We start from the raw sequence: 21600 nt of genomic DNA on the forward strand, positions 1-21600 counted from the left end.
ATCGATCGCAAATTGACCGATGCCGAACAAGGTAGAGGTATTTTTCAAAGGCATGGCCTCTCAAAATGAGAAAGGTTCAATATGAAGGTAGCTCCATCGGTGTTTGCATTGTGCGGTCTTTTGGGAATGAGTCTTGGATCAGCGCAGTCTCAAGAGAGACCGCCGGCAACGCCGCTCATCACGCATGACCCGTACTTCAGTATCTGGTCGATGACCGATCGTCTTACGGACTCTGATACGTCCCATTGGACAGGCAGCGCACAACCGATTGCGGGCATCGCTCGCATCGACGGTAAGGCATATCGCTTTATGGGCGCCAGTCCTGACGCCGTTCCTGCTATGGAGCAGACAGCCCATGCGATCACACCTACGCATACACGTTATGAGTTCAAGCAGAGCGGCGTAACGCTGCAGCTGACCTTCTTCACACCCCTCCTGCCCGATGATCTCGACCTGATCTCGCGCCCGGTAACCTATCTGACATGGACTGCGACAGCAAACGACGGTGCGACACACAACGTCTCTCTGTTGCTGGATGTCGATTCGGTGATCGCGGTCAATGACCGTAGCGAGGAGGTCGTCAGCGGTCGCCATCGCACTGAGGCACTGGACGTGCTTTCTGTAGGTTCGCGCAACCAGGATGTGCTCAATCGTTCAGGCGATAATCTGCGCATCGATTGGGGTTATTTCCACCTAGCCGTGCCACACGACGAGCCGTCGTCTTCTGCCATCGCCCATCGTGCGATTGATACCTTTATCGCCTCTGGTCATCTGCCAGCATCCGACGCGATTGAAATGCCGGGCCGCTCTGCGTCGCACCTGGACGTGGAGTTTGATCTACCGAACGTGACGAGCCAACCGACGACTCGGCACCTGTTATTGGCTTATAGCGATGGCTACGGCATTCAGTATCTGCAACGCAACCTGCGGTCGTATTGGCAGCGCAACAACATGCCGGTCGAGGAGATGCTGAACACGGCCGAGGCCCAGTACGCTTCGCTGGAACAGCGTGGCACAAAGTTCGACGAAGAGCTTACAGCGGACCTGACGAAGGCCGGTGGCGCGCATTACGCCGCAATCGCAGTGTTGGCCTATCGGCAGGCCATCGCGGCTCATAAGCTGGTCGCCGATGCCAATGGCGATCCCATGTTCTTCGGCAAGGAGAACTTTTCCAACGGCTGCATCGACACGGTTGATGTTTTATATCCCTCTGCACCGCTCTTTCTCTTCCTGCAACCGAAGCTGTTGGAAGCAGAGTTGCTTCCGGTGCTCGAGTATGCGTCGTTAGCGCGTTGGAAATTTCCGTTCTCGCCACACGATCTGGGTCAGTATCCACTCGCAAATGGGCAAGTCTACGGAGGCGGCGAACAGACGGAAGAAGATCAGATGCCTGTCGAAGAGAGCGGCAATATGCTGATCCTGCTGGACGCCCTCGCTCGTGCGCAAGGCACACCACAGCTATCGAAGCGTTATTGGCCAGAGCTGACGAAGTGGGCGGAGTATCTGCGACATAAAGGACTCGACCCTGAAAATCAGCTCACTACAGATGACTTTGCAGGCCACGTCGCGCACAATGCGAATCTGTCGATCAAGGCAATCGAAGCGCTGGCCGCTTACGCGGACCTTGCGCACATGATCGGCGAAGAGAATGTCGCAAAGGATTACAGCAAGACGGCGAAGGAGATGGCGTCGAAGTGGCTCGGAATGGCTGCGGAAGGCGATCACTACAAGCTGGCTTTCAACAGCCCTGATACCTGGAGCCAGAAATACAACCTCGTGTGGGACGAGCTGCTGGACTACAAGTTGTTCCCGCCCAGCGTGCGCGAAAAAGAAGTCGCGTATTACCTGACGAAGATCAACAAGTATGGCCTGCCGCTCGATAGCCGCAAGGATTACACCAAACTCGACTGGTCGATTTGGACGGCGACACTCGCTTCGAACCGCGAGCAATTCGATCAAATCGTCGACCCAATTTACAAATGGACGAACGAAACACCAAGCCGCGTTCCGCTCACCGATTGGTACGACACGAAGACGGGAAAGCAGATAGGTTTCCAGGCTCGAAGCGTCGTTGGAGGTGTTTATATCAAGGTGCTGTCAGACAAACAGCTGACCGCGAAATGGCGACGTAAAGATATCCATGAGTAAATCGTAACGGCAAGATGTAGCGGGAAAAGGCCTGCGTTTTGCGCAGGTCTTTTTTGCGCGTGATCGGACTCGCGAATAGCTCTATTGCTATCTTCTTGATTCCAATGGAGTGGCGGAGGGAGAGGGATTCGAACCCCCGTAGCCTGTTAGGGCTAAGCGGTTTTCAAGACCGCCTGTTTCAACCACTCACACATCCCTCCGCAGGGGGTGTCGAGTTCTTATTGTACTAGGGACCTCGGCGTGGTTGGCTGGCTGGCCGGTGCCCGTGCAGGGTACCTCCCCTCCCCCCCCCATACTTTGGGGGCAAAGTCTTGAAAGGGTTGGAGTTGGGTCGAGACTTCCGTTCAGGTAGTCTGGACCTGGTGTCGGTCCCCCACTGGCTCGCAACAGAAAAGGCTGCAGCGGCGGGTGCCGGTGCAGCCTTTTCTTTCTCTCTTATTTAATTATAGCTAGTTGGAGAGGGTAAACATGCAAGTTTTATTTCGTTTGGATTGTAGGGGTTAGGTGGGTTGGGGGCTTGACAAGGGTTTTGCGACTAAGTGAGTAAGCGGTCTTGAACTTAGGTGTTGCGAACGTAGACGAGTTCGAATCTCGATTTCTACCACCTGCTGCTACAGTCCCGATAGCTGGTAACGCAAACGTTAGAAATATCTCGTCTCGATCTTTCAGTAATATCCACATAAGAATCGCGAAAACAGCTACAGCCCATAGCACTGCCGTATCGTTCTTCATTGAGTTCCTCCAGTATTGTTTTTAGTCAAAAGCTGATCTGACTGCATATGGCAATCGCGATATAGTTCACCACTGTTGCAGTGACATTCGCTATCCGGATCGTCAGCGAGAAGATGCGCTGCAGGCCCATGCGGAGCTACCGGGCCTACCCATGTCCCGTACAAATACAACTTCTTCGAATACTTGAGTTGGTTAGTATTGACGGGCTGCCACGGCTTGCGGCTATTCACTTTTCTGAGAGTGCCATCGTCTCGTCGCATGTGTAGCATCCTTGTTCGAAGGAAGATCAAATGCTTTGCGAGATAAGTCGACACTTGGTCGAGAAACTGCGGTAATAGATCAGACGAAGGGTCATAGGAGAATTGGTTCGCTGAATAGATGCAGAGTTGGGGCGTAGCCTTACCGTCGATCGAGAGTTTTCTCTGCCACCAAGTGTGATGGTTGTTTGACGCCCTGCCATTAGGTAGTGGGTCAACGAGATAGGCGCGAGGGTGTTCCTTACCAGCGAATTCAAGTATGACTACAGTACATGGCTCCGCCATATCCTTTAAAAAGGGTTCAAGCGGATGCTCTGCAAGACCGGCCGCGTCACTGTCCAATCGTCCCTCAAAGACTTGGAGAGGTAAGTCTGCAACAAGCGTACGAAGTACGCGGCGAGCTGTGGCGTCATCCGAAAATGGACGGAGGTAACCACGGTAAGCGCGAATCGCTTGGGTGCTTGGAGGGAGAATAATCTCAAAGAATTGAGAGTACTGAGGGATTGGTGGCACCGGGTTTTCCGGTGCCACCGTCGACAGGGCGTTTATTGTGGCTACCACCATACCGAAGGTCCATGGCTAGCTGCGGCAACAACAGTACCAACCGAGCTAAGAACACCAGTCTTCACCGAGGAAGAAACGGTGCAGGAAGGGAGGCTGAGCAGATTGTCGGGCCTCTCACCGTCGGGAATTGTCTTGACGTACTTGTTGCCATTCTTCTCGGTGACAACTTCGAGATCAATGACGTGCCCGGTTGGACGTTCGACATAAAAGCTGTCATTGTGGTTCTCGATCCGATCAATCACTTCGTCTTCTGTGAAGGACCGAAACACATTGTCTGGCGAGTAGCAGCCGAGACTACTGATGCGCTCATACTTTGCGTGCTTGACAACGCACGTGACGCGAAAGCGGGCCATAAAAGGACTCCCAATATAGTAGGAATCCGCCTATTCGAGATGGTTCTTGCCGATACTGACTATGTGGGACATAATCGGTCTGGGATCCTATCCGGCAAGATCGGGTAGCGGGCAGAAGTTGCGCCCCCAGCCGACTGTGGTCGCCACCGCAGTCGGCTTCATCTTTTGTCTCCTTCAAAACACCTCGCAATGAATCTGAACCGCTGGTTCAATAGTCCCCCCTCGTAAATTAATCGTCAAGTGCAAAGTGTCAACTTAGGTAATGTAAAGTATCGCTTTGCAGAAAGCATTGCGGCACTTGACAATTTATCCAACATTTCTTTACACTTTACATGTGAAAAAGTGGGATGCCGTAGGACCTTTGACTAGGCCGCAAACGATTAACCGTCTATTTGGTCAACGGCTCGCCGCCGCCCGGCGGGGGCGTAAGATTTCGCAAAGTGAACTTGGTCGGCGTATGAATCGATCAAGAGTATCGATTGCGAACATTGAGAGTGGGCGGGCTAGCGTGCAACTTAGCCAAGTGTTTCAACTGGCTGATGCAATCAGCGCGAGTGTTGATGAACTGATTCCTGATGATCGGGCCATTCGAGGTTTTGAGGCGTCTTCATCTGGGGCCGCCTTCATCCAATCGGTCAAAGCACAACTCGGTGAGATTGCCGCTCAAGGAGCTAAGCAATGAGAACGAGAAGAGAGATTGAGACTCGCGTCAAAGAATTATTGGATAAGCACGCTATTGCTAACTCTCCAGTTGACGTACAAAAGATTGCAACTGAAGAGGGTTTGGCGGTTCTTGGGCAGGACTTCTCCGGTGACGTATCTGGTGCCCTTGTCCGGTACGGCGGTGGGGCGGCGGCAATTGCTTTCAACGAACGCCAATCGACGAGCAGAATCAGATTCACCATCGCGCACGAACTAGCCCACTATTTGCTTGGGCATACAGACGATGAAGACCACGTAGATTGGGAATTTTCTATCATTAGAAGAGATTCCAATTCTTCACGTGCTTCTGATGTGCGCGAGATCGAGGCAAATATGTTTGCCGCTAATTTACTAATGCCACGTTCATTTATCGATAAGGACGTTTCTCTATTCATTGATCCCGGCAGAAAAGTGAAGCTAACAGATGAACGAATATCTGTCCTCGCGTCCAAATACCGAGTCAGCAACGCAGCCATGACATTCAGACTGATCAATCTCGGATACTTACCGCCCTATTAGGCCTTCTTGATCTAACTGAATTAGAACGCTTGTTCTTTTGGCTAGGTGTAGTGCCTGAAGACTTATATCCGATTTGAAGTAAGCGACTATACGTACGGCTGAAACCGCACGCTCAATCAGCAGTACCGTTGCGCGCGAAAAATGGCCTTAAGCCTCGTTTACGGCTGAGGCCTTTTTGTTGCTGTGAGGTGTGGCTTACCTGCCGGGGGTGGCGGGTTCCATGACGGCGCCGGGGTCTACTTTGGGGATGCCGAAGCGGCCGCTGAGGTGGACGAGGTCGAGGGGGCGGAGGACGCCGGAGACTTCGATGACGCTCATGCGGCGGGGAGCGCGGATGATGACGGTGACGTGGTCGATTTCGGTGTTGGCGAAGTGCAGCCAGAGGTCGGTGAGGGGGCGTGACGGGGCGGCGCCGTCGCGGGGGCTGGGGCGCGGGTCGACGAGGTGCTTCCAGCCGGCGGCGTTGTAGGCTGCGCTAAGGGCCGCCATGTTTTCAGGGATGTAGAAGGCGGGCTCGTGGTAGCTGTAGTTCTCTACGGTGACGCTGTTGAGGGCTCCGGTGCCGCCGCCGATGACGCCGTCCATGGATTGGAGCATGTCGCGGTCGAAGGTGAAGGCGGAGCGGGTGGCGGGGGTGGAGGCAAGGGACAGGAGGATATCGGCGACGCCCTGGGGCTGGGCGCTGAGGCGCTCGATGGGAGCCGGAGCAGATTGGACCTGCGAGTTCACGGGGCCGGGCGGCGGTGGGGCGTATTGCTGGGCGTGTGCGCCTGTTGCGCTGAGGGCGGACAGGGCCAGGGTGGTCGTGGCCAGGGCAGAACGGCAGGCGGACAGGTTCATCGGTGGTTCCTCGCTAACAGGTATGACAGGGATCTGGGGGCAAAAGTTGCGGGGCAGACATGAAGTCTGCCCCGAGGGATGGGAGGTAGCACCTTTTCAGGCAGATGCGCTATTCGGGGGGCTTAGGGGCGAAGTAGCCTTTCTTGGCGCGGACGCTATAGCGGGGATCCTGGGATTGCAGGTAGATGGTGCGGAAGCTGCCATCCTGCTTGAAATTGGCGGGGATGTAGACGAGCGAATATTGGCTGCGGAGTTCGACTTCGATGTTGTGGAAGCCGATGGCGACGTCCTCCATGCGGGTGGGGAAGAAGGCCTGGCCGCCGGTGGCGCTGGCGATCTGGAGGAGGACGTCGTCGCCTTTGTCCTTGCTGGGGCCGGTGTTGGTGCTGATGGTGTAAACGATGGTCTCGGCGCGTTGGCACATCTTGATGGCGTCCGAGACGGTGGCGGTGCTGTAGTCGTCGTCGCCATCGGAGACGAGGACGATGGCCTTGCGGACGTTGATGTCCTGGCGCAGGGTGAGCATCTGATCGCGGCAGGTTTTGTAGAGGGAGTTGAACATCGCGGTGCCGCCGCCGGGGCGGAGCTTGCGGATGCCGCCGTCGAGGAGGTCGATACGGTTGGTGAAGTCCTGGGTGATGTCGGTCTGCACGTCGAAGCCTTCGACGAAGGCGCGGTCGGCGGGGTGCAGGACTTGCAGGAGGAAGTCGGTGGCGGCCTGCTGCTCGAATTGGAAGCGCTGGCGAATGGAGCTGGAGGTGTCGAGCATGATGCCGACGCGGAGCGGCAGGTTGGTCTGCTGCTTGAACTGCACGACGCGCTCAGGCGGGCGACCGTCATCGAGCAGGCCGAAGTTCTGCTGCTGCAGGCCGGTGACGAAGCCGCCGCGCTTGTCGGTGACGGTGAAGATGAGATCGACTTCGCGAGAGTAGACGGTGAGGCCGGGAACGCTGGGTTCGGCCTGGCCGGTCTGGTTCGTCGGAGGCTGCAGAGCGGGCGCCTGTTGGGCTGGCTGATCCTGAGCCGGTTGCGAGGGAGCCTGGGCGATGGCCAAGGAAGCGGAGATGGTGCTGAGAAAAGCGAGGGTTGCCCATCGCGCCGTGGTGCCGAGATTCATGGACTTATCGTATCAACTTGTGGGCATCCCTGGCGGGGGCAGTGTGGGATTGTGTACCCGCCGCCCGACAGCGCTAAAAGCCTGTCGGACGGCGAGGGAATGCAAGGGAGTTTAAGGCAGAAAGACAGCAGGGACACAAGAGCTGGAGGTCAGGCTTTGGAGCGATGCCGCGACCGTTGCGTGCTGATGCCGAGTCTGGCGTAGACCGGGCAGAAGCGTCGCGCGGCGGTATGGTAGAGCGCCCATGCGGGTATCAGCAGCAACCACCAGGCGAGCCCGTGCATGCCAAAGGCAAGCAAGACAAACGCACTGGCGGCCATCACCCGGATAACCTGATCTGCTTCGCTGAGATTACGTCTCATCGTCGCACCTCCGTTGTATCTAGAGGAATTCTGCGACGAGCGGCCAAGGGGCTGCCGTGATTGCCGTCACAACGTGCGTGAAAATTATGGCCGGCGAAGCTGGTCGAGGAACGAGGTGAGTTCGTCGGGGAGGTCGGAGCGGAGTTCGAGTTCTTCGCCGGTTCGTGGGTGGGTGAGATCGAGCTCGGCTGCGTGGAGGAAGTTGCGCTCCAGTTCGAGGGTGCGGGATTCGTCCGAGCTCTTCTTGCCGGGTTTTACGGCGAGCGGGATGCGATGCGGCGCGCCGTAGAGGAAGTCGCCGACGACGGGGTGACCGATGGACTGCATGTGGACGCGGATCTGGTGGGTGCGGCCGGTTTCGATGTGGACTTCGACGAGGGTGAACTTGCCGTAGGCGGTATCGAGGCGGTCGAGGACGCGCCAGTGCGAGACAGCGGAGCGGCCGCCGGAGCGCTTGGTGGTCATGCGGATGCGGCGCACGAGGTCGCGGGAGATGGGCAGCTGCACTGTGCCTTCGTCTTCGGCAATATCACCGTGGACGAGCGCGAGGTAGACCTTGCGAAGGTTGCGGCTGGCGAACATCTCGCTGAGCTTGCGGTGCATGCTGTCGTTCTTGGCGACGACGATGAGGCCGCTGGTCTGCTTATCCAAGCGGTGGACGATGCCGGGGCGCAGGCCTGGCGCTGGCGAAGGAGCGGGTGCAGCTTCGATCGCTTCGTGCTCGTCTTCGAGCTCTGCGTCCGGCTCGGCTTCTTCGTCCTCGGCGACAGGCTGTGAGCCGGAGCTGAGGTTGCCGCCGAAGCGATAGAGCAGGGCGTTTACGAGGGTGCCACTATTGTGTTCGGCTGAACCTGAACCTGCGTGGACCATCATGCCTGCGGGCTTGTTGATGACGGCCATGTCGTCGTCTTCGTAGATGACCTCGAGAGGAATGTCTTCGGGTGTGGCGTTGAGCGGCGCGAGACGCGGCTCGCCTTCGATCTCGATGGCCTCGCCCCCCTTGAGCTTGAGGCTGGCCTTGACGGCCTTGCCGTCGATGGTGACCTGGCCTTCGTCGATGAGAAGAACGACGCGGGCGCGACTGATATCGGGCATGACCTTGGCGAGGTAAGCGTCGATGCGCATGCCTGCAGCTGCGGGCTCCGCTGTCAGCTTGCGCACACCGTTTTCGGCTTGCAGATCTTCGAGCGTGTGAATCTCAGGAGCGGGAGCGGCGGCGAGCTTCGGCCGATCGTAGCGTGGCTTGGCGAGTGTGTGCTCCTCTTGCGGGTGCTTGCCGCCATTGGGGCCACTGGTGACGAGGCCGGGGACGTGTGCGAAGGGAGACTTCGATTCGAAGACCTGAACGCGCATGAGATCGGCAGTGTCGTAGGTGGCTTCAGTTTCTTCGCCGAGATCGCCAGCTTCCGCGCGGGCCTTCGCCTGATCCAGAATCTGTGTGCGCAGTTCGCGGTAGTCGCCCTTGACGGACTGGCGGCGCTTACCCTTGGGCAGCATGTTTTTGGATGGCATTTAGAAGGACTCCTGAAGGGGGTGTGGCCGTAGTGGAGGCTCGGATTGGTCGGCGATGAACCAGCGGCTGCGAAGGAACAGGCCGACTGCCACGCAGGCAATCGCGATGTATTGGCCGGGATCGAGAATGTTGGCGCTGTGCACGTCGGCTGGCTGTGCGAGCATGTCGAGCAGGAAGAAGAGCGCGCCGCCAAGGTAGAGACCGTGGGCGGCGACGACGCCTGCGAGGTGTGGGCGGCGCAGCAGTCGCAGCGTGTCGAAGAAGAGGTAGATTGCGGCGAGCAGCAGGTAAATCTGCACGGGATGGACGCGGCCGAGTATGGTGTCGCCGGGGGTAAGGACGCCCCAGGGCAGCGAGCTGGGCATGCCAGCGTCGGTGCCTTCGATGAAGTGAGCCAGCGAAAGAGCTGCGGCGAGAAGGGCAGCGCAGGGTGTCCAGGCATCGAGCGTTGCCAGCATCGGCAGGTGCTTGAGGCGGAGGTAGATCAGCGTGGCCGCGAGCGTGAGGCCGATGCCCGCGTAGGTGAGCGAGGGTAGGCTTAGGACGATCAAAGGGTAGCGCAGGAAGGCTTGCGGGTCTTCCGCGACGAGCAGCAGGCGGGAGATCACCAGGGCGGCGACGACGGTGAAGATGCCTGCGTCCCAAAGATGCTGGGCCGGAATGCCTGAGAGCTTTGCGGTGCGCTGACTCATCGCGATGGCGGCGATCAGACCGACGGCGGCGATGAGGCCGAAGACGGAGAACCGGAGGTGTCCGATGCGGACGATGCCGGGAACCAGCGCGAAGGTGAGCAGCGAAAACATTCAACCTTCAGGATACGCTGTGCGGAGTATTGCTATGGGCGAAGGTCCAAACTGCGCTACTGCTAGAAGAATGGCCTTCCGAGAAAGGTGTTGGTGAAGATGAGGGGGTTACTGTTCAGCTTAGAGCTAAGAGTGAATGAGCTAAGAGTAGAAGCGAGCTCGCGCCTTCCCCTTCGGCTTTGCTCAGGGGTCAGGACGACAATGTCTGAAAGCGTGAGATGGGATGAAGCGTGGCAAAGATATAAAAAGACCGACCCACGGGGCCGTGACATGAGGCGCAGGTGAACCCGCATATAAGCGGTGGGCCCTAGCCGTGGCTCTTTAGGCTTTCCGGACTGGCGGACATAGCACACCGAGCCATTTATACGAGCCAGGACCCTGTTCAAAGAATATTGGTTCAACCTGCGTAGTTCATCCCACCTGCTTTGCAGGCCGGTCTTTGCTTGGATGCTATCGCGAAGGGCTTTGGAGCGCAACTTGACACGGGGTGTATGTTGGCGTCGGCAAAAAAGCAGGTCCTTCGCTGCGCTCAGGATGACAATATCCTGGATTCGTCGGAACCTGAGCTCTCAGCCGACCTTGCGATCCTGCAGCAGGTCATCGAGCATGTTCATCAGCGAGCCGGTGCGGGCCTGCACGGAGGCATCAACCGTGGAGGTGGCGTGGTTCATGGTGGCGGCGAGCTGGTCGTGGCGGGCCTGCGTGGAGAGCATCTCGTCGGCGATGTTGAGCGCGGCGAGCACGGCGACGCGGAGCGAGTCCACGGTGGCGCCGTGGGCCGAGATAGCGCGCATGCGGGAGTCGACGAGTGAAGCGAGACGCTCGATGTAGGCGGAGTCGGTGCCACTGAGTTGGTAGACCTGATCGTAGATTTCGACGACGACGGCGCCGGAGTTGCTGGCGGCGAGTTCGGCGCGCGAGCGTTCAGCGGCTGTCAGCTGCTTGGTCTGGGGGGTGCCGGTATTTTCCTGTTGTGACAAGTGCTGCTCCTGCTCGGGTGTTAGCTCTTCGGCGACTTTGCGCTCTCTGGCTTTGGACGCTCCCGGTGCGTGTTCCGTGTTGACTAGAGAAGTTCGTCGAGGTTGGCGAGCATCTTCTCGACGCGGCTGCGGGTGGCTTCGCGTTCGCGGTGCAGAGCTTCAAGTTCCTGCTGACTGGTGCTGCCGAGACTGGCGATCTGCTGTTGCAGGCCGTTGATCTGGAAGTCCTTGTCGGCGAGTTGAGAGACAAGTTCGTCGACCTTGGTTTGCGCCTCGGTGATGCGGGCTTGAGCGGCAGCGACTTCGGCGCGCGCGGCCACGGCTTCGGCCTCGAACGCAGCGCGGGAGGCACGCTCCATCTTGATGAGCTCGACGGTCTGTAGGACCTTTTGTTCTAGCGCCTGGAACTCATCTACGCTCACGGTAGCTGCTGACATCGGCCGTCTCCTGGAAAGTTGGTGCAAGGCAAAGCGATGCAGTGCGCTGCTGAAATGGACATTGCGAATCTCGATTTGAGATCGCACATTCATGCGAAGTATACCGAGCGGTTCGGCGGATAAGTCTGTGGGGAGAGTGCTAAAGGGGAACCCATGTGGGTTCCCCTTGGCGGAAGACGTTGACGCGAGCCTTAGGCGCGCTGTACGCCGCCGAGCGCCGTGAGTGCTGCAATGATGCGGGAGGAGTTGCCGGTGAGGTCTTCGTCGGCGAGCGTGCGCTCGGTGGATTGGAAGACAACACGGACGAGTAGCGAGTAAGTGCCTGCGGCGACGGCTTTGCCTTTTGGATCGCGGAAGATCTCGACCGGACCGATGGACTGTAATTCCGGTATCTTCAGCGCGCGCAGACTGCTGTCGATATCGGCCCAGCGAACGGTGTCCGGGAAGAGGAAGGAGAAGTCGCGCTCGACGGCCTGGAAACGCGAGATCTCGCGCGAGACGGGCTGGCGCAGCGGGGCGGCCAGGAGTACGGCAGCGTTGACCTCAGCGAGAGCGACGGTCTGGCGCAGCTTGCGGCGCTGCTGCTCGGTGGCGGAGAGCTCGCCGAAGACCGCGATTGGCTGGCCGTTGAACAGAACGCGTGCGCCGCGACCGAGGGCGATCCATGCGGGCAGCTCGTTGGTGTCGAAGGTGACAGCGCCGGTGAACTTCGCAAGCAGGGCTTCAAGTGCGCCTTTCAGCTCGTAGAAGAGTGCATCCTCGGCTCTATAGAGCGAGTTGGCGATGGCGGAGCCCGTGAGGCCGAGCGATAGGCCGGTGTGCTCGATGACCTCTGCCGTGGAGCCGTTGAATACCGTGCCCATCTCGAAGAGGCGGACGGTGGAGACGTCGCGGTGCAGGTTGTTGGCGATCATCGTTGCCATACCGGGTGTCAGCGCGGGGCGCAGCATGCCAGCTTCGGCGGAGAGCGGGTTGCCGATGGCGACGGCAGACGCCGTGGTGAAGAGAGTGGCTTCTTCGGCGGAGCAGAAGGTGCTGGAGATGGCTTCGGAGAAACCGAGGCCACGCAGGGTAGTGCGGATCGTGTGTTCCTGCTCGGCGTGCGGGAGTTCGATGACGGTGCCGATGAAGGTCGGCAATGTGTTCGCGAACTTGTTATAGCCGTAGACGCGGGCGATCTCTTCGATGAGGTCGATCTCGCGTTCGAGGTCGAGACGCCAGCTGGGCAGCTTGACAGCGTATTCGCCAGCGGCGGTTTGCGTCAGGGTACAGCCGAGTGCGGTGAGGTATTGTGCGACGATGCTTTCGCTGATGCCGAGGCCGTCAGCGGTGGTGCCGAGGTGGCGCTGCACCTCGCTGACGCGCAGCGCGATGGTGGGGCGGTCAGCGGTCTTCGCGGCAAGTGCCGGGATGATGATGTCGGTCATCTCACCGATGACTTCGCCGCCAGCCTGCTCGACGACGAGGCGGGTGACAAGGTTGTTGGCGAGGGGAGCGGCTGCGAAGTCCGCACCGCGCTCGAAGCGGTGGCTGGCATCGGTGTGCAGGCCGTGGCGGCGAGAGCTGGCGCGAATGGCTGCGGGATCGAACCAGGCAGCCTCGACGAGGATGTTTTTGGTGGTTTCGGTGACGCGCGAATCCCAGCCGCCCATGACGCCCGCAAGACCGAGCGCTTTCTTTTCGTCGGCGACGACGAGGTCTTCGGCGACGAGGGTCTTCTCGGTACCATCGAGGAGGCGGAGCTTTTCGCCCGGCTTGGCGCGGCGGACAATGATGCCGCCTTCGAGGGTGTCGAGGTCGAAGACGTGGGTGGGCTGACCCATGCTGAGCCAGCCGAAGTTGGTGACGTCGACGGGGCCGGAGATCGGCTTCTGGCCCAGAGCTGCAAAGTATTCGGCGATGAGTCCGCTGGCGGGTTTGACGTTGACACCACGGACGATACGGGCGGTGAAGCGGCCGCAGAGGTCCCGCGCCTCAATGGTGACGGGGAAGCTGTCGCCGGGCTTGTCTGCGGCGAGGGGTGCTGTGGCGGGCAGTGGAGCGAGCGGCACGTTGTAGATGGCGGCTGCCTCGCGGGCGACGCCGTAGTGGTTCATCGCGTCCACGCGGTTGGTGGTGATGTCCATCTCGTAGCGTGTGCCGTTGGCAATGGCAAAGGTGCCTTCAACGGCGATGCCGCGCAGGGTAAGGTCTTCAGCGAGTTGTTCGTCGGTGACGGAGAGCGCGGGCAGGTACGAGCGCAGCCAGGGGGTAAGGATATCCATAAGTTCTCTCTACTAGCTTAATCGTTGCGCCAGCCTTCGCCAGGCAGGATGCGCTTCATAAATTGGTCGAACAGCGGAACGGTAAAGGCCGTTTCGCCATGTTGCGGGCTCCAGATCATGCCCTTGTCGATTAGTTCCTGCCGGATGGTGCCGAAGGAGTTGGCCGCTTTGCCGAGAACGGCGGCGATGTCGCCCGAACGGTGCGGACCTTCGCCGAGCTCGGACATGGCGCGGAGATAGCGTTTTTCCTTGGGCGTCAGGCGGTCGAAGCGTACCCGGAAGAAGCTTTCATCGAGCGCGGCGACAGCCTCGATGGAGGCCTGGCGAACGTCGGCTTCAGTGATGGGCGAGGTCTTTGCGACATCCCAGGAGGACTTGCCCCACTCCTGCAGGAAGTAGGGGTAGCCTCGGGTCTGGCGGAGGATTTCGGCGACGGCTTCGGCGGTGATCTGCACTCCTGCATCCTCGGCGGGCTTGCGCAGTGCGCGTTCGGCGTCGGGCATCTCTCCGTTAGGACCGGGAGTGATGCTGAGAGGGCCGATGGTGGCGAAGTCGAAGAGGCGCTCCGCGTAGGATTTGGCCTCGCCTGCGAGTGCGCGCAGTTGCGGCAAGCCTGCGCCGATGATGGTCACGGGAAGTTTTGCCTGCGCACAGCGATGCAGCGCGGCGATCAATGCGGCAAACTGCTCCTGCTTCACGTATTGCAGTTCATCGATGAAGAGGACCACCGCGGTTCCGGCGCTTTGGGCGGCGCGACCTGTCTGTTCAAGCAGGGTGGTGAGGTCGATCTCGAGATCGCCGTTATCGGCTAGACCAGCTTCAGGTTCAGCGTCCAGCCCTACTTCGAGATCCCCATATTTGATCTTCAGGGCGCGGGCGAAGCCAGCCAGGGCTCTCAATCCTTTGAGGACGGCCTCGCGAGCAGCTTCGGTGCGATTCAGATGGAGGAGAGCAAGTCGGAGTTGGGGGGCCAGCAGGGCAGGAAGAGAACGATTCTCCGGGGTTTCCGATCGAACGGTACAGATGCCCTCAGCCTCTGCATCCGCGCGCAACTGATCCAGAAGGACGGTCTTCCCAACACCACGTAAACCTACCAGAATGAGACTCTTGGCTGCTCGTTTTGCTCGGAGTCGAGCAAGCGATATGCGTGCTTCTTCTCGCAGCTTGTCGCGGCCAGCTAGTTCGGGCGGCGGATAGCCAGCTCCCGGAGCATATGGGTTGTGGACAGGGTCCATAGAGAGAGTCTATAGGAAGTTTAGGGAAATTAAGGAAATTTCGTAAAACATATAAAGTCCCTATAACTTCTTGCTCATCTCGCTTCAAACTGGCTGCCGGGCAGGATGGCGGGGCGTTTGGGGTCGTTGGCGATGGCTTCGACTAGGCGGTAGAAGAAGACGTTGAAGCTGAGGGCGGCTTCGAAGTTCATGGGCTGGGTGAGGTCGTCCTGAGGGCGGTGGTAGCGGACCTGGTACCACTCGCGATAGCGGCGTTCGGCGTCGGTGTTGGGGTCGTAGCCGAAGATGAAGCTGATGGCGGGGACGTGGGCGGCGAGGAAGGGATACTGGTCGGCGCGGCGGAGCAGACCGCGCTCGGGTTCAGCGTCGGTGCGGACGTCGACGTGCATCGTCTTGGCCACGGAGCGGGCGGTTTCACCGAGGGTGGTGTCGTTGACGGCCTCGGCGGTGAGGATGGTGAGCGGAAAGAGCGGGCGGAGCTGGTCGAGGTTCACATCGGCGGCGAGCTGCTTGAGCGGAATAGTGGGGTGTTGGACAAACCAGTTGGAGCCGAGAAGGCCTTTTTCTTCGCCGGTGAAGGCGCTGAAGAGGATGCTGCGCTTGGGAGCGGCCAACATGCCGGATTTGAGGTCGTCGGCCATCTGGATGAGCAGGGCGACGTAGGCCGCGTCGTCGAGCGTGCCGTTGTAGAGCTTGTCGCCGTTGACGGGCGTGCCGAAGCCATAGCCGTCGAGGTGCGCGGAGGCGACGACGAACTCGGGTGCGAGGGTGGGATCGGTGCCGGGCAGGACGGCTAGGACGTTGGGGCTGGAGATGTCCTTTTCGGTGGTTTCCAGATGGACGGCCAGCCTGAACGCATCGGGGAAGTTGAAGCTGTCGAGCGACTGCTTCGCACCTCCGTTCTTCAGGATCGCCGCAGCGTCATGCCCCGTGTACTGGAGAAGGTGCGTGAAGGCGTCTGCGCTGATGCGGAGAGACAGGAACGGCTTGCCTGCAGGCTTTTTTGCGGTGCCCGTGACGAGGCTAACCGAGCGAGCGTAAGCGAACGGCCAGCGTGGAGGCTCGATGGTGAAGTAAGGATCGTCGACGTTGAGGATGCCGACGCCACCAGCGGTACGCACGTTGTTTGCGCGCTCTCCACCATTGGGCAGACCGGCCCGCTGCGTGCCGAAGCAGACGACGAACTTGCCGGACACTTCCTTCATCTGGTCTTTGCCGCAATAGCCGCGAAAGACAAGAGCACCGCCCGTGTCACGCGGCAGATTTTCGGTGACGGCTACCGTAATGTCTTGAAGGAAGCGCAGGTTGAAGCTGTGGGTACTTTTCTCGCCTTCGCTGACATCAATCCAGGCCGACTTTGCGTCGATGTCGATCTGGTGCATAGGCACGGTCTGGAAGTAGGTGCCGTTGTCTCCGGCGGCCTTCAATCCTGCGGACCTGAAGCGTTCGGCGACGTAGTCTGCGGCGCGCTGGTAGGCGGCGGTGCCGGTGTCGCGGCCTTCCGTGCTGTCGTTGGAGAGAGCTTCGGTGGTGTACCACCAGGCGAGGGTGTCGGCGTTGTGGATCTCGCTATCGCGGGGGTGGGCGATCTGAGAGTAAAGCGATGGAGCAGTGAGCGAAGAAACGAGGCTGAAAAGCAGCGTGGCGCAGGCTAGGTTTCGCATGTGTGGCGATGGTAGCAAACCCGGCGGGGAGGGCTTAGCGTTTTCTGCCGAGCAGCAGGTATCCGAGGAGCAGGTATCCGATGAAGGCACCGACCAGTACGCCGCAGATGTCCATCAGCACGTCCCATATCTCCACCTTGATCTGGAAGTGGACGGCTTCGGTCAGTTCGATGGCGACTCCGAGCAGCACGGCGGCTAGCAGCAGGGGCAGGCGTTTGCGCGTCTCCGGGGACGCTGCCGTGCAGAGCGCGCCGAACAAGACGAAGAGCGCGAAGTGGACTGTGAGATGGAACCTGCCGGCCGTATGCAGCTCGCGCTTTGTGCTCTCAGGCAGCAGCAGCGAGAGAGCGAAGGCTGCGGCGCTCAACAGGAAAAGCAGACCGAGGGCGGCACGGTTGTAGCCCGTCTTGATTGGCTCGGGTTGGGTGTAGGGTCTCAGGCGAACTGTTCCAGGAAGCGCATGTCGCCGGAGTAGAGCAGGCCGATGTCGCTGATGCCGTACTTCATCATGGCGATGCGATCGACACCCATGCCGAAGGCGAAGCCGCTGATCCTAGCTGTGTCGTAAACGGGTTCGCGGCCGAGTTCGATGCGGCGCTGGTTGACGGAAGCGAAGACGGCCGGGTCGACCATGCCGCAGCCGAGCAACTCGATCCAGCCGGAGTGCTTGCACTTGCGGCAGCCCTTGCCGCCGCAGAAGATGCAGCTGATCTGGACATCGGCGCTGGGCTCGGTAAACGGGAAGAAGCTGGGGAAGAAGCGCGTTTTGACCGCCGAGCCGAAGAAGGCCTTCATGGCGTGGTCGAGCGTGCCCTTGAGGTCTGAGAAAGTGATGTTGGTGTCGACGCAGAGGCCTTCGACCTGGTGGAAGACCGGCGAATGCGTAGCGTCGGCTGCGTCGTTGCGGTGCACCTTGCCGGGGATGACGAGGCGCAGCGGGGGGGCTTGCTCGAGCATGGAGCGGATCTGCACGGGCGACGTGTGCGTGCGCATCAATAGCCGGTCGCGCAGGGGTTTGCCGTCCTGAGCGTCGACGACGAGGGTGTCCTGCGTGTCGCGGGCGGGGTGGTTGGGCGGGAAGTTCAGCGCCTCGAAGTTGTAGAAGTCGGTTTCGACCTCGGGACCGAGCCCGACGGAGTAGCCCATGCGCTGGAAGACCGAGACGATCTCCGCCATGGTCTTCACGAGGGGGTGCTCGACGCCGAGGCGTTGGGCGGTGCCGGGGAGGGTGATGTCGAGGCCGGAGATTTCGATGCCTGAATCCAACAGCGTCTCAGCAGCAAGTTTTTCTTCGATGGTCTGCTTGAGCGCATTAAAGCGCTGACCGATGAGCTTCTTCGCCTCGACGGGCGCGGCCTTCAACCATGTATCGCTGATCTGGCCGAGATAGCCCTGCTTGCGACCGAGCCATTCCAGTCGAAACTGCTCTTTGTCGAACGAGGCAGCGGTGATAGCGGTCTCAGCGAGCGCGCGAACCTCTGCGAATGCTGCATCAAGAGATGCTTCAGAGAAATCTGTAAGTTGCGGAATGTTCAACGGCTTTCCTTAGGCTGACTTGGCGAATTGCCGTTCAGAGATTTCAAATCCGACCACGCCGATACGGGTGGTGGGTTCGGGGATGGGGTCACCATCCTCTTTCATGCTGGTCAGGTGAAGTTCCATGGCCTCGCGCATGAGTTGTTCCGTTTCTTCGTAGGTTGACCCAGCAGCGGCCAGACCTGGAAGATCCGGCACGTAGGCACTCCAACCCGTGCTCGTTTGGCCGAATACGACGGCGTACTCTCTCATGGCTTCAACCCCGCTTGTCTAAGAATACTCTTATACGTGCCATCATCGGCGTCTTTTGAAGGATGTCCGGCAAGAGTTACCTTACCTGGCTTCGTCGCATGCACGTACTGACGATGGCTGCCCTTCTGGGTCTTGAGTAGCCAGCCGTCCTCTTCAAGGCGCCGCACGATATCCCTGAATTTAGGAGGCATTGCCTGATTGTAAACCTGCTTACAGGCTACAGCGCGGACCAGACGATGCCGGCCATCAGTACGCCAAGTAGCAGGCTGCGCTTGTCGGTGATGGCGAAGACGACGGGGTCATCGTGCATTTCGCCACGGCTGGCGAGCATCCAGATCTGGGAGAGCCAGAGCAGCAACACCGGGATCACCAGCCAGAGGCGGATCGGGTGAGCGTAGAGCTGGCTGACCTCGGAGTTCGAGATATACATCGTCATGATGACGACGGCAGCGTAGGCTGCGCCGGTGCCGAGTGCGCGGAGCTGTTCGAGATCGGGCACCTTGTAGCCGCGGCCGGAGGTGGTGATGCCGCCGCGCTCGCGGAGGCCTTCGAGCTCACTGAAACGCTTGACGAAGGCCAGCGAAAGGAAGAAGAAGACGCTGAAGCCGCCCAGCCAGGTGGAGACGGTGACGATGGTCGCGGCGCTGCCCGCGAGGATGCGCACGGTATAGAGACCGCTCAGTACAAAAACATCGAGCAGCACCATGCGCTTGAGGTAGAGCGAGTAACTCAGCGTGGTGACGGTGTAAAAGGCCAGCCATTCGGCGAAGAAGTAGGGGCGCAGGGCGGGGTCGAAGCCGCCGATGGCTGTGACGATGTTCGGCAGCGCGAACGCCAGCGTGAACGCGGCGAGTAGCAGTACCGCGACGGCGATGACACCGGCGATAGCTGAGAGATCGCCCGCGGCGAAAGGGCGGCGGCGTTTGCGCGGATGCTTGCGGTCAGCGTCGATGTCCAGCAGGTCGTTGATGATGTAGGTGGCGGAGGCGCAGAGGCCGAAGCTGAGAAAGCCGGTGATGCCGCCGGTTATGGCACCTGCCGTCCAGTGATGGGCGAGAAGCAATGGCACGAAGATCAGGGTGTTTTTGGCCCACTGGTGTAGGCGGACGGCGCGTAAGCAGCTCTTCAGCGTTGCGGAGCGGTCGGTGAAGGTGGCGACCGGCTTGATACTGGCGCTGCGAAGGCCACTGGTAAGAGCCGCGTCAGGATTGGCGACCATCGGGGACTGGCAGACGGTAAGAATCGGAACGTCGGGGCGAGCGTTGCCAATGTAGCTGAAGTTTTCGCCGAAGTGCTCCTGGAAGGCGGCCAGCTTGTTGCCACCGGCGAGGTTCTTTGCGCCGTCGGAGGCAAGCACGCCATTGAAGAGGCCGAGATAGGCGGCGACACGTTCGGCGAGGGCACCGTCGGCGGCAGTGGCGAGGTAGATCTGGCGGCCTTCCGCGTGCTGCTGGCGCAGATAGGCGAGCAGCGGCTGGTTGTAGGGCAGGTGCTCGACATCGAGTGTGACAGAAGAGGTGACGTGACGCTTGAAGGCAGCCTTGCCCTGGGCGATCCAGCCGGGGATACGGAGCAGATCTTTCGGGCGATGCCGAGCGATGTAGAGAACGGAATCGACGAGAGTATCCGACTTCACCAGAGTGCCATCGAGGTCGACACAGAGTATGCAACCAGGCGCGAGCGGAGGCACCGCGGGTGGCAACAGTACGATGCCTGTCGAATCGAGGTTTTGAACCGCTGGGTCAGCCATGAACATCTGTTGTAAGTATCTCGTGTTACAGAGGTTGTTCGAGCGAAGTAGCTTCTATATCGGGGATATGTTTCGGCGACAGAAACTATCCCAGTCACTATACCGTCAGTATGATGATCTTCTAGTCGTAGCACAGGTTTGAGCCGAAGTCTGCCCTTGTTTGGAAGCACACTGCCGACCTCAGATCATAAGACGCGCGAAGGCGCGGAGATATTCCAGGAGTCCATACGTTTTTATGTCCGACGCGAAGAAGGTAGAACCTTCCACTAGCACCGCCAACCACGCAAACGATTTCACGACTGAGGGTTCCTCCGGTTCGGGTGTGCGTAAGTTCATCGTCCTAGCGGTGCTGGTGATCGTTGCTGCTGTCATTGTCTGGCGGCTCAAGGGCGGCCGCGCTGAGCAGCAGTCGCTTCTGGACCAGGCGGCGGCGCAGGCCAACCAGCCGGTTCCGGTGCAGGTAGCGCTGGTGAAGCAGCAGACTGTCCCTGTGGCGCTCACTGCGCTGGGGACCGTTACTGCCTACAACACCGTCACATTGAACAGCCGCGTGAGCGGACAGATCCTCAACGTGAACTTCCGCGAAGGGCAGAATGTGCGCAAGGGTGAGCTGCTGCTGCAGATCGATCCGCGGCCGTATCAAGCGGCTCTCGACCAGGCTGTAGGACAGCTGGCGAAAGACGAAGCGAACCTGAAGAATATGCAGGCCGAGGCGCAGCGCTATACGTCGCTGTATCAGGCTGGCGTGGTGAGCAAAGAATCGCAGCAACTGCAGGAGTCGAATGCCGGACAGGCGCAGGGTTCGATTGCTGGCGATAAAGCTTCGATTGAGGCGGCGAAGGTGAATCTCGCCTACTGCAGCATCTCTTCGCCGATTGATGGCGTGGTGGGTCTGAGGCAGGTTGATCCCGGCAACATCGTGAACGCGGGGCAGAGCACGGGGTTGGTGGTGATTACGCAAGTGCATCCGATCGCGGTCATCTTTACGCTGCCAGAAGATCAGCTGCCGCAGGTGCAAAGGGCGATGCGTTCGCAGGGACATCCGCTGGTGGTGGAGGCGTACGATCGCGCGAACTCGCATCTTCTGGCGACGGGAACACTGCTGACGATCGACAACCAGATCGATACCACAACCGGAACAGCGAAACTGAAGGCTGTGTTCGACAACGGTGACAACTCTCTGTTTGCGAACCAGTTTGTAAACGTGCGCCTGGTGCTGAGCCAGCGGCCGAATGCGACGGTGGTGCCAACGTCGGCCATATCGAATGGAACGCAGGGTGCGTTTGTGTTTGTCGTGAGTCCGGGACCGACGCCTGCGAGCAAACTGAAGAACTTTCCGCAGTCGATGCAGCCGGGCCAACCGGGAGTTTCCACTAGCGGTAATCAGTTTCACGTGGATAGTGTTTCGGTGCATGTCGATTATCCGCTCGGCGGCAACTCGGTGCTGACCGATGGCGTACTGAAGGACGGACAGCAGCTGGTGGTCGATGGGCAAGAAAAGTTGATCGACGGCAGTGTGGTGTCACCGCAGATGCAGCAAAGCGTTTCAGCAAGCGGAACGAAGTGAGGCTA

20 protein-coding genes, 1 tRNA gene and 1 other RNA gene are annotated in these 21600 nt (G+C 59.6%); 4 read left to right on the forward strand and 18 right to left on the reverse strand.

Annotated features, from left to right (window positions below; all coding sequences use genetic code 11):
- The first annotated feature begins 126 nt into the window (after nucleotides 1-126).
- Nucleotides 127-2148, forward strand: a complete 2022-nt coding sequence (locus OHL14_RS18885) for a glutaminase family protein (protein WP_263380930.1) — start codon at nucleotides 127-129, stop codon at nucleotides 2146-2148.
- A 110-nt stretch (nucleotides 2149-2258) separates the two neighbouring features.
- Here OHL14_RS18885 and OHL14_RS18890 read toward each other — a convergent pair.
- Together OHL14_RS18890 and OHL14_RS18895 are read right to left on the reverse strand one after the other, a co-directional pair.
- Nucleotides 2259-2348 (reverse strand) — tRNA-Ser (locus tag OHL14_RS18890).
- Between the two features lie 1343 nt (nucleotides 2349-3691).
- On the reverse strand, nucleotides 3692-4054 hold the full coding sequence (locus tag OHL14_RS18895) for a DUF3892 domain-containing protein (RefSeq protein ID WP_263380931.1): 363 nt from the start codon (nucleotides 4052-4054) through the stop codon (nucleotides 3692-3694).
- Between the two features lie 277 nt (nucleotides 4055-4331).
- Between OHL14_RS18895 and OHL14_RS18900 the strand changes: the two genes are divergently transcribed.
- A complete protein-coding gene (locus tag OHL14_RS18900; RefSeq protein ID WP_263380932.1) occupies nucleotides 4332-4736 on the forward strand; it encodes a helix-turn-helix domain-containing protein in 405 nt (134 codons plus the stop codon).
- Nucleotides 4733-5275, forward strand: coding sequence for an ImmA/IrrE family metallo-endopeptidase (locus OHL14_RS18905; protein ID WP_263380933.1), 543 nt, complete (start codon nucleotides 4733-4735; stop codon nucleotides 5273-5275). Before OHL14_RS18900 ends, OHL14_RS18905 begins: the two co-directional genes overlap by 4 nt.
- A gap of 195 nt (nucleotides 5276-5470) precedes the next feature.
- Here the strand turns inward: OHL14_RS18905 and OHL14_RS18910 are convergent, their stop codons facing one another.
- The 16 genes from OHL14_RS18910 to OHL14_RS18985 all read right to left on the reverse strand — a co-directional run bounded on the left by OHL14_RS18910 (nucleotide 5471) and on the right by OHL14_RS18985 (nucleotide 20028).
- Nucleotides 5471-6115 carry a hypothetical protein gene (locus OHL14_RS18910; protein WP_263380934.1) on the reverse strand — a complete coding sequence of 215 codons (645 nt, stop codon included), beginning with the start codon at nucleotides 6113-6115 and terminating at the stop codon, nucleotides 5471-5473.
- A gap of 109 nt (nucleotides 6116-6224) precedes the next feature.
- On the reverse strand, nucleotides 6225-7232 hold the full coding sequence (locus OHL14_RS18915) for a VWA domain-containing protein (RefSeq protein ID WP_263380935.1): 1008 nt from the start codon (nucleotides 7230-7232) through the stop codon (nucleotides 6225-6227).
- A gap of 149 nt (nucleotides 7233-7381) precedes the next feature.
- Nucleotides 7382-7594 carry a YgaP family membrane protein gene (locus OHL14_RS18920; protein WP_263380936.1) on the reverse strand — a complete coding sequence of 71 codons (213 nt, stop codon included), beginning with the start codon at nucleotides 7592-7594 and terminating at the stop codon, nucleotides 7382-7384.
- An 84-nt stretch (nucleotides 7595-7678) separates the two neighbouring features.
- Entirely contained in the window at nucleotides 7679-9106 is a 1428-nt protein-coding gene (locus OHL14_RS18925; RefSeq protein WP_317890438.1) for an RluA family pseudouridine synthase, read from the reverse strand.
- Nucleotides 9107-9910, reverse strand: a complete 804-nt coding sequence (locus tag OHL14_RS18930; RefSeq protein ID WP_263380937.1) for a prolipoprotein diacylglyceryl transferase — start codon at nucleotides 9908-9910, stop codon at nucleotides 9107-9109.
- Nucleotides 9911-10158: 248 nt separating this feature from the next.
- Nucleotides 10159-10347, reverse strand: a non-coding RNA gene (gene ssrS, locus OHL14_RS18935) — 6S RNA.
- Nucleotides 10348-10479: 132 nt separating this feature from the next.
- The gene (locus OHL14_RS18940; RefSeq protein ID WP_263380938.1) at nucleotides 10480-10890 is read right to left on the reverse strand and encodes a cell division protein ZapA; all 411 of its coding nucleotides are present in this window, start codon (nucleotides 10888-10890) and stop codon (nucleotides 10480-10482) included.
- Nucleotides 10891-10973: 83 nt separating this feature from the next.
- Nucleotides 10974-11327, reverse strand: a complete 354-nt coding sequence (locus tag OHL14_RS18945) for a hypothetical protein (protein WP_263380939.1) — start codon at nucleotides 11325-11327, stop codon at nucleotides 10974-10976.
- 191 nt (nucleotides 11328-11518) lie between these two features.
- Nucleotides 11519-13591: a phenylalanine--tRNA ligase subunit beta gene (gene pheT, locus OHL14_RS18950; RefSeq protein ID WP_263380940.1), complete on the reverse strand. Its 2073-nt coding sequence runs from the start codon at nucleotides 13589-13591 to the stop codon at nucleotides 11519-11521.
- Nucleotides 13592-13608: 17 nt separating this feature from the next.
- Nucleotides 13609-14826: an ATP-binding protein gene (locus OHL14_RS18955; RefSeq protein ID WP_263380941.1), complete on the reverse strand. Its 1218-nt coding sequence runs from the start codon at nucleotides 14824-14826 to the stop codon at nucleotides 13609-13611.
- Nucleotides 14827-14900: 74 nt separating this feature from the next.
- Nucleotides 14901-16490, reverse strand: a complete 1590-nt coding sequence (locus OHL14_RS18960) for a M28 family peptidase (RefSeq protein WP_263380942.1) — start codon at nucleotides 16488-16490, stop codon at nucleotides 14901-14903.
- A 34-nt stretch (nucleotides 16491-16524) separates the two neighbouring features.
- Nucleotides 16525-16857: a hypothetical protein gene (locus OHL14_RS18965; protein ID WP_263380943.1), complete on the reverse strand. Its 333-nt coding sequence runs from the start codon at nucleotides 16855-16857 to the stop codon at nucleotides 16525-16527.
- A 68-nt stretch (nucleotides 16858-16925) separates the two neighbouring features.
- Nucleotides 16926-18026 (reverse strand): phenylalanine--tRNA ligase subunit alpha, encoded by a 1101-nt coding sequence (gene pheS / locus OHL14_RS18970; RefSeq protein ID WP_263380944.1) that lies wholly within the window; start codon nucleotides 18024-18026, stop codon nucleotides 16926-16928.
- Nucleotides 18027-18035: 9 nt separating this feature from the next.
- Nucleotides 18036-18278 (reverse strand): type II toxin-antitoxin system HicB family antitoxin, encoded by a 243-nt coding sequence (locus tag OHL14_RS18975; RefSeq protein ID WP_263380945.1) that lies wholly within the window; start codon nucleotides 18276-18278, stop codon nucleotides 18036-18038.
- Entirely contained in the window at nucleotides 18275-18469 is a 195-nt protein-coding gene (locus OHL14_RS18980) for a type II toxin-antitoxin system HicA family toxin (RefSeq protein WP_263380946.1), read from the reverse strand. Before OHL14_RS18980 ends, OHL14_RS18975 begins: the two co-directional genes overlap by 4 nt.
- Nucleotides 18470-18495: 26 nt before the next feature.
- Nucleotides 18496-20028: a UbiA family prenyltransferase gene (locus OHL14_RS18985; RefSeq protein ID WP_263380947.1), complete on the reverse strand. Its 1533-nt coding sequence runs from the start codon at nucleotides 20026-20028 to the stop codon at nucleotides 18496-18498.
- Nucleotides 20029-20263: 235 nt separating this feature from the next.
- Between OHL14_RS18985 and OHL14_RS18990 the strand changes: the two genes are divergently transcribed.
- Nucleotides 20264-21595, forward strand: coding sequence for an efflux RND transporter periplasmic adaptor subunit (locus tag OHL14_RS18990; RefSeq protein WP_263380948.1), 1332 nt, complete (start codon nucleotides 20264-20266; stop codon nucleotides 21593-21595).
- Nucleotides 21596-21600 lie beyond the last annotated feature (5 nt).

Origin of the sequence: Granulicella paludicola, assembly GCF_025685545.1 — a bacterium.
GTDB lineage: Bacteria > Acidobacteriota > Terriglobia > Terriglobales > Acidobacteriaceae > Granulicella > Granulicella paludicola.

Excerpts from the sequence above, each read along its gene's own strand:
- OHL14_RS18925 (WP_317890438.1), bottom strand. The coding sequence starts at position 9,106 with ATGCCATCCAAAAACATGCTGCCCAAGGGTAAGCGCCGCCAGTCCGTC.
- OHL14_RS18975 (WP_263380945.1), bottom strand. The coding sequence starts at position 18,278 with ATGAGAGAGTACGCCGTCGTATTCGGCCAAACGAGCACGGGTTGGAGT.
- OHL14_RS18895 (WP_263380931.1), bottom strand. The coding sequence starts at position 4,054 with ATGGCCCGCTTTCGCGTCACGTGCGTTGTCAAGCACGCAAAGTATGAG.
- OHL14_RS18980 (WP_263380946.1), bottom strand. The coding sequence starts at position 18,469 with ATGCCTCCTAAATTCAGGGATATCGTGCGGCGCCTTGAAGAGGACGGC.
- OHL14_RS18985 (WP_263380947.1), bottom strand. The coding sequence starts at position 20,028 with ATGGCTGACCCAGCGGTTCAAAACCTCGATTCGACAGGCATCGTACTG.
- pheT (WP_263380940.1), bottom strand. The coding sequence starts at position 13,591 with ATGGATATCCTTACCCCCTGGCTGCGCTCGTACCTGCCCGCGCTCTCC.
- OHL14_RS18885 (WP_263380930.1), top strand. The coding sequence starts at position 127 with ATGAGTCTTGGATCAGCGCAGTCTCAAGAGAGACCGCCGGCAACGCCG.
- OHL14_RS18945 (WP_263380939.1), bottom strand. The coding sequence starts at position 11,327 with ATGTCAGCAGCTACCGTGAGCGTAGATGAGTTCCAGGCGCTAGAACAA.
- OHL14_RS18920 (WP_263380936.1), bottom strand. The coding sequence starts at position 7,594 with ATGAGACGTAATCTCAGCGAAGCAGATCAGGTTATCCGGGTGATGGCC.
- OHL14_RS18955 (WP_263380941.1), bottom strand. The coding sequence starts at position 14,826 with ATGGACCCTGTCCACAACCCATATGCTCCGGGAGCTGGCTATCCGCCG.
- OHL14_RS18960 (WP_263380942.1), bottom strand. The coding sequence starts at position 16,490 with ATGCGAAACCTAGCCTGCGCCACGCTGCTTTTCAGCCTCGTTTCTTCG.
- OHL14_RS18930 (WP_263380937.1), bottom strand. The coding sequence starts at position 9,910 with ATGTTTTCGCTGCTCACCTTCGCGCTGGTTCCCGGCATCGTCCGCATC.
- OHL14_RS18910 (WP_263380934.1), bottom strand. The coding sequence starts at position 6,115 with ATGAACCTGTCCGCCTGCCGTTCTGCCCTGGCCACGACCACCCTGGCC.
- OHL14_RS18915 (WP_263380935.1), bottom strand. The coding sequence starts at position 7,232 with ATGAATCTCGGCACCACGGCGCGATGGGCAACCCTCGCTTTTCTCAGC.
- OHL14_RS18990 (WP_263380948.1), top strand. The coding sequence starts at position 20,264 with ATGTCCGACGCGAAGAAGGTAGAACCTTCCACTAGCACCGCCAACCAC.
- OHL14_RS18905 (WP_263380933.1), top strand. The coding sequence starts at position 4,733 with ATGAGAACGAGAAGAGAGATTGAGACTCGCGTCAAAGAATTATTGGAT.